Below are 11,954 nucleotides of genomic sequence, written 5' to 3'. Positions count from 1 at the left end.
ATGCTGACATCATCATCTTTAACCAGGCCTGCATATTCCACACCGTCAATTACAATCGTGGCCACACGGCTACCATCATACGTGCGGTTTTCAGCCGTTAAACCTTTAATCACCAGTTCTTTTGCTGTGATGTTCGCGCTGGTTTCTGTTTGATCAACAATCTTGTAGTTACCGACATCCGCACCACTGTATTCGCTGGTGATGCTCACGGTTTTGTTTTCACCGATGTTTTTGTTATCAAACTCACCCGTGGCGGTGATTTTGATCTCATCCTTTCCAACCAGGCCTGCATACTGCACACCATCAATTACAATCGTGGCGATACGATTGCCGTCATAGACTTTACCTTCAGCCGTTAAGCCGCTGATGATTAGCTCTTTGGCGGTAATCGTGGCGGTTGTGGTGGTTTGATCAACAATGCTGTAGTTATTGAGATCCGCACCGGTGTAAGTGCTGGTGATGGTCACTTCTTTGTCTTCACCCACATTCTTGTTATCAAACTCACCGGTGGCGCTGATGCTGACATCATCATTCTCAACCAGGCCTGCATATTCCACACCGTCAATTACAATCGTTGCCACACGGCTACCGTCATACGTGCGGTTTTTAGCCGTTAAACCTTTAATCACCAGTTCTTTTGCGGTGATGTTCGCCGTTGTGGTGGTTTGGTTGGTGATTTTGTAATTACCAACATCCGCACCACTGTAAGTGCTGGAGATCGTCACTTCTTTATTTTCACCGACATTCTTATCTGCAAACTCACCCGTGGCGCTGATTTTGACATCATCCTTTCCAACCAGGCCTGCATATTGCACACCATCAATCACAATCGTGGCGATACGGCTACCATCGTATACGCGATCTGCCACGCTTAAGCCGCTGATTGTAAGGTCGGCCTTGCTGATACTCGCCACAAAGTTAGACGGCAGCACAAGCGTGTAGTTACCCGCATCCTCACCGGTTAATGTCAAACCGCTGAGTGTAACGGCTTTGTTTTCACCAACATTTTTGTCCACAAACGTACCCTTAACATCGCCCGCTAAGGTCACGCTGTCTTTTCCAAGAGCTTTGACCATGGCCTGACCAATAATGGGGGCATCGGTGGTGCCGTCATAAACTCGATCTTCTGCGCCTAAGCCCATGACGGCTAGGTTGGCTTTATTAACCTCCACGTTTACACTTAAATCCGCAATGATATCAAAGCCTGTTTGTGTTGAATAATGCTGGCTTAGCAAGGTTTGGTTACCCGCATTTTTGCTCGCCAAGACAAACGCAGGCGAACCCTTCGCTAATCGCAACAACGCCCCATCGGGTGTAACGACTTGACCATCCTGCTTCCAGCTAAGCGCAAGTTCGCTCGCATCGATATCCGTGGTAGCATCATAAGTTTTACTTAACGATCCCGCCGCTTCCAACGTCAAAGGCGTTAAAAAGGAACGCAGCATAGGTGCAGTGTAACCCTCATAAATTCGCCAAACGCTCTGTTCACCACCCACATTTGAAATATCCCAACCCGCATCGGTAAAGGTCGATAGTGTTTGCAGTTCAGTGGTGGTTTTGCCAACTACCCCTGCTGGATCCGCATCACCGCTCGCCACACCCCGCGTAACATCAGCGCCTGCTGTCTGGGTATTCCAGAAGGAACCCGTGATATTGATCGTTTCCGTTCCAGAATCTCCGAATATCAAATTATTCCCAACCAGCCCACCGGCAGTAACGGCTCCCGTGACACTCGCCGCAGCATTAGTATTCGTGATATTGATAGTAGCGGAACCACCTTTACTCCTAGCGCGGACTGAGTTTGCTCCAATCAACCCGCCCACGTGGTCATTACCTGTGACGCTCGCTGTAGAATAACCATTTGAAATAGATAAGGCATCCGCCCCATTGCGCTCAAAATCCAGCGTGTTTTGTCCAATCAAGCCACCAACAAAATCGCCGCCTTTTACACTACCCGTGACGTAAACATTGCTAACTGTGCTTCGATTTTCACCGACTAGGGCACCAACCCGGTGGCCAGCGACGTTAATATCCACATTAGTAAGACCCAAGTTTTTAATCTCAGAACCCCAAATTTGCATTAATGGATCAAACGTTGCCGTAGCACCAAACAAACCTTGATTATGGCTTGATCGATTAATAATCAGGCCATCAATCGTGTGGTGACCGCCATCGAACACACCGGTAAAGCGGTTGGCATCATTACCAATCGGCATCCAGCCGGTGCCTTCGTTAGCGGTTACGCTGGCTTGTTCGGCATAGCCGTCGGTTTCGGAGTTGAGGTTATTGCTCAACAGAAAATCAAAGTTTTTATCCAGCACGAGGTTGATATTCTGCAACTGGTTCCAGTTGGTGATGGTGTAAGCACCCTTATCATCGGCATCACCCCAGCCGCCTTCGAACAAGATAACCGGGTTACCTTGATCTTGAACGCGTGTTATGTTGGTTAGATAAGGCAAGCCACCGTCACCGTATTCATAGCCTTCAATTTCAGCACCGCGTCCTGCTGCGGGGAAACTCCAGATATTGGTATCCCAAGAATCCGAACCGAGTTCAGTCGTAAAGGTGGAGGCATCTTTCATCTCAGGAGTTTTTTTGCCTGTACCGCCGCCCGCACTGGTAGTTTGCCCAGTGGAACTAGTATCCCAGAAGGAATGGTTAATATGGATTGCTGCCTCACCATCATTCTGATCAATCGTATTTCTTCCGACCAAGCCGCCAACACCACTGCTACCCGTTACACTCGATGCAGAATAGGTACTGCTAATTGTTAGAGTGGCATCGCTGCCATCAGCCTCTACATAATTTGAACCTATTAAACCACCCACACTACTATTACCTTTTACACTGCCGATAGCATAGGCGTTGCTAATCGATAAAGTTCGCGTCACATAGTTTTGACCAATCAATCCGCCAACATAAAACTGTCCTTCCACGCTACCCGAAAAATAAGTCTTGTTGATGGTTACCTGATCAACGTTCTGAATATTGTTATAACCAATCAACCCGCCTACATTGCTATCATCACCTTTTACACTACCAACAACATAAGCCGTCTCAATAGAGCCGCGATTGTCACCAACCAAACCGCCTACACTACCACCGGCTTTGACATTACCGATCACATGCACATCATTAAGGGTGCCACGGTTTTGACCGATCAAACCGCCTGTTGTAAAACCACCTGTTATATCGCCAGTGACATAAACATTGCTGACAGAGCCACGATTATCGCCAGCCAAGCCGCCAACACGACTAGATGTACTGGAAATATCCACATTCGTTAATCCAAGGTTTTTAACCGTGGAAACGTTTTCTATGACGCCAAATAAACCTTGTCGACCAGCTGAACGATCAATGATCAAGCCATCAATAAGATGGTTTGCGCCATCGAACACACCAGTAAAGCGGTTGGCATCATTACCCAGCGGCATCCAGCCGGTGCCGTTGTTGGCGAGGGTGTCGCCGTTTTTGACTTGCTCGGCATAGCCGTCGGTTTCTGTGGTGAGGTCGTTACTAAGCGCAAAGTCGAAGCCTTCACCCACGACCAGGTTGATGTTTTGCAACTGATTCCAATTTACGATGGTGTAGGCGCTGCCATCGGCATCACCATCAGTTAACCCCCCCCAACCGCCAGCAAACAGAATGATGGGGGCACCGCCGCCATCACGGTCTTCAACTCGTGTTACATGGGTCAGATAAGGCAAGCCTCCTTCACCCCATTCATAGCCTTCAATTTCAGCACCGCGCCCTGCTGCTGGGAAGCTCCAGATATTGGTATCCCAGCCAGTAAAGGTTGAAGCGCCTTTCATCTCAGCAGTGGTTTTGCCCCGCACACCAGAGGTCGCCGCGTCTTGATTACCCACACCCTCATCGGCACCACTGACATCACTTGTATCCCTATCCCAGAAAGAATCGGTGATGGTTATTGTCGCCTCGCCGCCGGATTGTTGAGTCACCGTGTTTGCACCCACCAAACCACCGGGGTAATCCACATCATTCGCTTCTACACTCGCGGTGGCATAGGTATGGGTTATGTTTATAGTGGCTTTACTATTTGATATGAAAGCCTCCGCCGTGTTGGCACCTATCAACCCACCAACACGGCTCGAACCTTCAACGCTGCCTGTGGCATAAGCATTGGTAATATTTAACGTCACCTCACCCATCATGGGCGACGAAGAATTCTCACCAATCAAACCACCTACGTTATTTTGACCTTTTACGTCACCTGCAAAATAGGTATTGCTGATGCTTGTGGATCCATAGAACCCCGAATTTTGACCAATCAAACCACCGGCGACATTGCCCGTGGCTGTTACACTGCCCGCTGCATAGGCATTAGTGATTGTTGCTGTGTTACTGCCCACAAGGCCGCCAACAAGCCTATCTCCCGTTACGCTACCAGTGACATAAACATCACTAAGCGCGCTCAAATTAGTACCAACCAATCCGCCAACGTGTAGGCTTGGGGTCTCAATATCCACGTTGGTTAGCCCAAGGTTTTTGATCTCTGAAACGCTAGCGGTAGCGCCAAAAAAACCTTGGAATATGGACGCTGTTGTCGAATGAATCCTCAAGCCATCAATGGTGTGGTGAGCGCCATCAAAGACGCCGGTGAATCTTGTAGATAAGTTACCAATCGGCATCCAGCCGGTGCCGTTGTTGGCGAGGGTGTCGCCGTTTTTGACTTGCTCGGCATAGCCAGTGGTTTCGGTGGTGAGGTTATTGCTCAAAAGAAAATCAAACCCTTTATCCAGCACGAGGTTGATATTCTGCAACTGGTTCCAGTTGGTGATGGTGTAGGCACTGCCATCGGCATCACCATCAGTTAACCCCCCCCAACCGCCAGCAAACAGAATGATGGGGGCACCGCCGCCTTCAAGGTCTTCAACTCGTGTTACATGGGTTAGGTAAGGCAAGCCGCCTTCACCCCATTCATAGCCTTCAATTTCAGCGCCGCGTCCTGCTGCTGGGAAGCTCCAGATATCGGTATCCCAGCCAGTAAAGGTTAAAGCGTCTTTCATCTGCGCGATGGTTTTGCCTTCACCGCCTGCACTGGTTGTTTGGCCACTGGTTTGCGTATCCCAAAAACTTTTTGTTACATCTAATGCAAATTTATTGCCATCAAGAACACCTCCAATCAAACCACCAAGAGTGTCTGGATCTGAGCTATCAACCGTAGCTCCAGAAACCGCGCCAGAGGCGTAGGCGTTTGTAACCAAAGCCGTAGCTGATTCAGCACGCACGGAAGATCCATCAATAACACCAATCAAACCGCCGATAAAACTTCCTGAGCCCGTAACCTTACCGGTAGCATATACATTCGTAAGCTCTATATCTTTGTAGTCGGTGAAAGAATAACCTACCAAGCCGCCAGCATAACTAGGCATCACCCAAAAGTTACCATGACCCGCAACTACATCGCCCGCTGCATAAGAATTTGTGATGGTAGAGTCTTCTAAATATCCTACTAGACCACCGATACTATTGCCGCTAGCCGTTACATCGCCCGTTGCATAGGAATTTACGATGGTAGAATTTGCTAAAAACCCTACCAGACCACCGGTAAAACCTGCACCTTCGACATTAAGCGTGGAATAAGTTTGAATAACTTGTGTGTTATTTTGGGCATTACCTATTAATGCTCCCGTCTGGCCATTACCGTTAATCGAACCACCATCAAGGCCAATATTGCTTATCGTGGCATTTTCTACAAAACCAAATAAACCAATATTATTTTCTGAGCTTCGATTGATGGTCAGGTTGCTAAGGGTATTGCCTTGCCCGTCAAAAGAGCCGCTAAATCTGTTTGAAAACTCACCAATCGGATTCCAGCCTGCGCCGTTGTTGGCGAGGGTGTCGCCGTTTTTGACTTGCTCGGCATAGCCGTCGGTGCTTGTAGTAAGATCGTTACTAAGCGCAAAGTCGAAGCCTTCACCCACGACCAGGTTGATGTTTTGCAACTGGTTCCAGTTGGTGATGGTGTAAGCACCCTTATCATCGGCATCACCCCAGCCGCCTGCGAATAGGGTAATCGGGTTATCTTGATCTTCTTTTCGCGTAAGCGCGGTCAAATAAGGTAAACCACCGCCAAATTCATAGCCTTCAACCGCTGCACCCTGGCCTGCTTCGGTGAAGCTCCATACTTCTGTACTCCAGCCTGCATTCGTAAAGGTGGTAGACGTTCTCATTTCTGAGGCTGTTTTACCTTCACCGCCTGCACTGGTTGTTAGTCCGGTTGCACCTATGTCCCAAAAACTATGATTGATGGTTCCATTGGAAATTCCAACTAAGCCTCCTACATACTTTGGATCAGGGCTTGAAACCGAAGCGGTGGTGTACGCCGAACTAATCACTCCCGCATTCGTACCCAGCAAACCACCAATAAACCCTCCTCCGCTAACCGCACCGCTGCTGTATACATTTGAAATAACACCGGTATCCGAATTTGATCCGACTAAACCGCCAATGGTATTTTCAACGCCATCAACCCGAGCATTACTGTAAGCCTTACTGATCGTACCTTCATTAAGGCCTACCAAGCCACCTAATGTCCATGTTCCCTTAACAACACCCGTGCTAAACACATTTTGAATCTGGCTGCTCGCCAAATTCCGACCAGTAATGGCGCCAACTCCTTCTAGACCCGTTATATCGACATTCACCAGACCCAAGTTTTTGATTTCTGCGCCTGAGTTACTAACTACACCAAACAAACCTACGTTATAGGTGTCTGGGCGATTGATAAATAGGTTGCTAAGGGTATAACCCTGTCCATCGAATGTGCCTTGGAAGCGATCTCCATTATCACCAATCGGCATCCAGCCCTGATTATTGTTCCAATTGGCTGTTTCTGTTGCGTCGATATCCTGACCTAAACGAAACTTTCCTTTTAAGGTTTGATTGATGCGTTGCAGTTGGTGAAGGTTATAAACCTCAACTATGCCGTTTTCGCCGAACAGCAACGAATTATTATTGTTAACAGATTGAATATAAACACCACCGTCATCGCTGTTGTTAGCGATGAGTGCGTTTACATTGATACGATGATCCGAGTGCAAGCGCAGCGCATTATTTGCCGACCATACAATGTCTTGATTGATATCCATGGCACTATTTTCAAAAGAGCCATTACTATTCAGCACACGCAGGACGACTTGACTGTCTTCTAATCGGTTTAGCAAAGCGGTCGCAGATATCCCCGAACTTGTATCATCGGGCGCAGCTTCGTCCACGACAAAGCGGTTGGATGCATCAGAATGCGCTACAAGGGTTAAACCACCCTCGCCAAGGCTCCAGTTTTCGGTGGTGCCTTGTACCGAGATATAGCCGCCGGTTGGGTCGGCAAACGTGAGGGTGCCATTGTTAAAATCCGCCTGATTAATTTGTGCATTAGACGCCACCAAGCCTGCTACATCGACCTGTGCATTGGCACCGAACAGAATACCGCTCGGGTTGACCAGATATACGCGGCCATCGGCGGTGAGCTTGCCGAGAATTTGGCTGGGATTGTTTTCAGTGACGCGGTTGAGCGCGACCCAGCTGGTTTGTGCGACACCATTCTCTTTTTGCTCAAAATGCACCGTGTTGCCTGCGGCTATATCAAACTGTTTCCAGTCAATAATGAGCTTTGAAGCCGTTTGGTTGATGGTAAGGTTGTTGCCATCGATATCGCCAATCGTGCCCGCTCCATTGATTACCCTGCCGCAAGAAGGCAGGCCTGAAGTAACATCACAGGGTTCTATAACAGTCTGTACTTGAAAGACAGGGTAATCCCCATCCATCTCCCAAACGGTGTCAAAGTCCCACTTATCATAAACAGCAGTTATAACACTTTGCATTTCGCTGGTGGTTTTGCCTTGCACCCCAGAAGTCGTGGCATTCTGATTTCCCACACCGTCATCGGCACCTGCTAAACCACTGGTTTGCGTATCCCAGAAAGAATCGGTGGTGGTTATCGTAGCTTGCCCGTTGTTGGTTCGGGTCACCGTGTTTGAGCCAATTAAACCACCTGTATTAGTAGCGCCCTCTACGCTGGCTGTTGAGTAGGTATTCGTGATGGTTAAAGTGGATTTTGCAGTACCACCCGACGCAGAAATAGAATTTTTACCGATCAACCCCCCTACATCGTCCTGACCCTTTACCTTCCCGGTAGCGTACGAATCCTCAATAGATAAGTTAGCATTTGCATTGCCCATCATCATTACATTTGCAGACATACTGTTTTCACCAATCAAGCCCCCAACATTGGTTCTACCCTCGACACTGCCTGTAAAGAAGGTATTGCTTATTGTTAAACTGCTAGTTACCCCCATCACATTTATAAGATTCCTGCCAATGAGTCCACCGACACTATCTCTACCTTTTACAGTTGCGCTTGAAAAGGCGTTATCAATATTACCTCCTCCGTTAACTCCAACAACACCACCAATAAAATCCGAAGTCTCTCCCGTTACCTTGCCGGTAACATAAACATGGCTAAGCGTGCCTCTATTTTCACCAATTAAGCCGCCTATATACCAACCAGTAGAATTAATATCCACATTGGTTAAGCCAAGGTTTTTAATCACGGAATGCGTGAAGTTTATACCAAAAAAACCCTGATAGTTTCCTGTAGAATTCATCGTTAAACCATCAATGGTATGGTTTTTACCATCAAAGATACCACGAAATAAGCTCGACGAATCACCAATCGGTGTCCAGTTACTTTCACCTTCCGCTGGCGCGGTTAAAACGATATCAGAACCCAACTGGTATTTGCCGCTCAGAGCGGTGTTCATCCATTGCAGTTGCTCGGCATTATGGATCACGACCTTACCGTTGTTATCAAACCCTACCGCAAAATGGTTATTAGCGGCATTAAAATACACACCACCACCGGTAGTGTTTTGGTTTTCGATTTTGGCTTTGACGTAGATGTGATTAATGGCGTCGAGCGTGAGGGTGGTGTTGGCATTCCAGACAATATCCGCACTGACGGTGATATCACCCAACTGAGCGCCAGTGTCGGCAGATGGTGTTTGAACCGTGATGTTGTTGTTCGCCAAATTGGCAACCAGTGTGTCGGCACCAATCTGTGTGCTGCTGCTGGCATTGCTATCAAAATCCCCACCCGTTCCCGCCACAATTTCAATATCGGTCGGGTCAATTAACCATTCACCGGTTTTTCCGGTTTCGGCTTTCGTGGTTACCACCAGGCCTGGTTGGATATCGACCTTAGCGGCCGAGGTTTCAATAAACCCGCCATCGCCGCCGTTCGGGGCGCTGGCATCGAGTTTGCCACTAGCGGTGACTTGGCCTTGGGTCATGCCGCCCATTAGCATAATGCGCCCGCTTTTGCTGGATAAGGTTTGGGCTTGAATTAGGCCGTCGTTGTTAACCAGGTTGCGGTAGATGTCTTGACGTGCTTGGGTGGTCATGATGACAAAACCGCCATCGGCTTGGATCAGCCCGCCGTTTTCGGCTAGCGCATCGAGTACGCCTTGTTCGACCGTGACGGTCATCAGGCCGTCGCCGTTAAAGTCGAGGGTGACGTGATCACCCGCCGCTAATGCGACGTTGCCATTGTTGGCTTCGATGGTGCCTTGGTTGGATACGCGGTTGGCGATAAGCGCGACGACCCCGCCGTTGGCGCGGATGTGGCCGAGGTTTTTGATGTCGCCTTCGCTAAAGCCGAGGTTTTTGAAGTCGAGTTTGTTGTCGAGGAAGTCTTGGTCGCTGATCTCGAGCGTTGAGGCAATTAAGCCGCCGACATCAACCTGCGCGGTTTTGCCGAATAGGATGCCGCTGGGGTTAACCAGATAGACGTTGCCGTTGGCGTTGAGTCGTCCGTGGATTTGGCTGGGGTTGTTGTCCATTACGCGGTTGAGCGCGGCGCTGTTGCTGTTGGGTTGTTGGAAGTTGACGGTGGCGTCTTTTCCGATGTTGAAGCTGTTCCAGTTGGTGATGAGTTTGTCGCTGGTTTGGTGGATGGTCATCACATTGTTGTGTTGTTGGATTTGCGCTTGGCCGTGAACAATGTTGGCGCCTTCGGGCAGGGTGCCGGGGTCGAGGGCGTGGGCGATGCCGCCAAAGCCCATCATCAAGGCGGCAATGGCGCCGACGATGCCGCCTTTGCGTTTGCCTTTACCTGGGGCGATTTCGGCGACGGCGATGTACATTTGTTTGGCGTCTGACCACACAAGGCGGTAGGTGTGGTTTAGGGAGGCGCGTTTGATTTTTGAGTTTTTGTTGTGCATGGTGTTACCCTCTTTGCTTTTAAATTTCGTTGTTCAGTTGTTGTTTCTCGTTCCCACTGTCCTCAGTGGGAATGCATACCGGCCTATCAGATTCGTTTCGGTCTGCATTCCCACGCAGAGCGTGGGAACGAGAATTTGGGTTAGGGTTTCACCCTCTCCCTAGCCCTCTCCCTGAGGGAGAGGGAATGTTATGTGGGTTTTCTCGTTCCCACTGTCCCCAGTGGGAATGCTTACCGATCTATCAGATAGCTTTTACATCCAGTAAAACGTATCACTCACTATCGGTCTGCATTCCCACGCAGAGCGTGGGAACGAGAGTTTGGGTTAGGGTTTCACCCTCTCCCTAGCCCTCTCCCTGAGGGAGAGGGAATGTTATGTTGGTTAAAACCAGACCATTGCTTGGAGCCAGAAGCGGCCGTTGTTGTCTTTGCCTTCGCTGTCTTTGCCGGTGGTGCTGCGATCATTGATGTCGTCGTTAATTTTGATGGCGTAGGCGGCTTTGAGCATGAAGCGTTGCGGCTGGCTCCAGCTTAGACCGATACCGGTGCCGGTGAGGCTGTAGCTGTTGAGGTTATTGTTGTTGGTGGGCGCACCCCAAGGATTTTTATCCAGTGTGATTTGGCCGTGGTCAATAAAGCCTTGGACTTGGATGCCGCCGTTGTACAGCATCACGCCGGGTAGGTCGTAGCGCAGCTCAAGACTGGTGAGCCAGCCTTGGTCACCCGAGCCTTCGCCGCCCGCATAGGCGCGGACACCGTTGACGCCACCGAGGGTGAATTTTTCACCGGAGTCGAGGTTGCCGCTGGCGAGGGTTTGGAGTCTGGCGCTGGCGTGGAGGTTAAGGCCGCTTTGGAGTTGTTGGATGCGGGTGAGGTTGGCGTTGAGTTTGTGGAAAGTGCCGTGGGTTTGGGCGGTGGCTTGATCGCTGTCGTAGTCGCTGGTGTTGCCTTTACGGTTAAGGTCGCCGTAGGTGAGGCTGACGCCGTATTGGGTGAGGCCGCCTTGGCCTAGTCGATCTATTTTGTCACCGTTGAGGCTGAGGGTGAGGTTGTTATAAATGCGGTCTTTGGTGTTGTCGTTTTTGGTGTAGTCTTTTAAATCTTTGTAGTCGTATTGGCCTTGGATGTAGAGGTTAGTTTGGCGTGAGCGGATAATCGGGTATTTGAGCCCGGCGTTGGCGCTGAGGGCGGTGCCGTTGAGGTCGAGGGCTTTGAGGTCTTGCCCGAGGGTGTATTTTAGGTAGCTGAGGCTGGTGTTAAAGGTGAGGCCGTTGTAGCTAATTGGGGTGTCGTAGGCGATGCGTCCGTAGCTTTGGTCGGTGGTTTGAGTGATCATGCCGGTTAATCGGTCGCCCATGCCGCTGAGGTTGTTGATGTGTCCCATCGCGTTGGCACGCCATGCGCCGGTGTAGTAGCTGCCGTAGTTGTCGATCCAGGCGTTGCCGGTGTAGCGTGGGGTGGCGCGAAAGGCGACATCGACCCGGGTGGTGCCAAATTCGCGGCCGCGCTGGAGATTGGAGGTGGCGCTCACCCCAGCGAGGTCGTTAAGCAGGAGCATGCCGCGTTCCATTTTGGTGGCGCGGATAATGTCGTTTTGGTCGGGGCGTAGCGCGTGGTTAAGGGTTTGGTTGATGCGTTGGTTGCTGAGGTTAACGCCCTGCCCCGCGGTGACGTTGCGTTCCCAGTTGCCGCCGCCTTCTATGCGTCCGGGTTG

At 49.9% G+C, this 11,954-nt stretch carries 2 protein-coding genes; both read right to left on the bottom strand.

Annotated elements, in window-relative coordinates:
- Nucleotides 1–10,241 (bottom strand): two-partner secretion domain-containing protein (locus tag NA59_RS11665; RefSeq protein ID WP_044412883.1); only part of this gene is annotated, 10,241 nt, incomplete at its 3' end.
- 381 nt (nt 10,242–10,622) lie between these two features.
- On the bottom strand, nt 10,623–11,954 hold a 1,332-nt coding region (locus NA59_RS11660; RefSeq protein ID WP_044412880.1), incomplete at its 5' end, for a ShlB/FhaC/HecB family hemolysin secretion/activation protein.

This window comes from Thiomicrospira microaerophila (genome assembly GCF_000934765.1).
Classification (GTDB): domain Bacteria; phylum Pseudomonadota; class Gammaproteobacteria; order Thiomicrospirales; family Thiomicrospiraceae; genus Thiomicrospira; species Thiomicrospira microaerophila.
This window is presented reverse-complemented; position numbering and strand designations above follow the sequence as displayed.